Origin of the sequence: Delftia sp. ASV31 (genome assembly GCF_016428765.1) — a bacterium.
GTDB lineage: Bacteria > Pseudomonadota > Gammaproteobacteria > Burkholderiales > Burkholderiaceae_C > Comamonas > Comamonas acidovorans.
This window is the reverse complement of the sequence record NZ_JAELTK010000201.1, coordinates 1-576: the sequence shown is the minus strand read 5'-3', so window position 1 is coordinate 576 and position 576 is coordinate 1. Positions and strand designations below refer to the sequence as shown.

The following is a 576-nucleotide window of genomic DNA, read 5'->3' as shown; positions in this document are numbered from 1 at the left end:
GTATTGCCCGTGCTCTGTATCGTGATCCACCTGTTTTATTTATGGATGAGGCAACAAGCGCACTCGACCGCCAAACAGAAGAAGAATTGAATAAGGCAATTAGTGGGTTGTCGGGTCATAAAACCATTGTGTTGATTGCGCACCGAGAATCATCATTGCAGATTTGCAGTGATTTCATTCATTTGAAAAGAAGTTCTTGAATGCATCGAATTTCAATTGCGGCTGACGGCCGGAAGTCTCTTCTAGCGATGCTCAAGCCAAGGCACGATGGCTTTTTTAAGTATCGCTCACTGTTTACAAGTAGCGTAGATTCAGTCGACGAGGGGACGGTCTTGCTATATGTAGAGCACCATTTTCCCCTGTCGCCGAGTGCAGCGGAGAATTGCGCCGGTACGGTTGAAGGACTGCTGCTTGGCTATAACTTTGAAGGTGTGCTGCTCACAATTGCTGTCGCTGGGATGAGTTTTTCTTACTCAGCGAATTTCTCACATTAAGAGAGCGAAATTTAGAATACGTCCTTGCAGGAAATTTCTAGTTTAACCATCGTAAGTTTAAAACTGTCTCTTATACACATCT

1 pseudogene is annotated in these 576 nt (G+C 44.4%); it reads left to right on the top strand.

The features are described from left to right. Window positions 1–200, top strand: a pseudogene (locus JHD82_RS30045) (hypothetical protein); the annotation flags it as partial. Window positions 201–576: the final 376 nt, after the last annotated feature.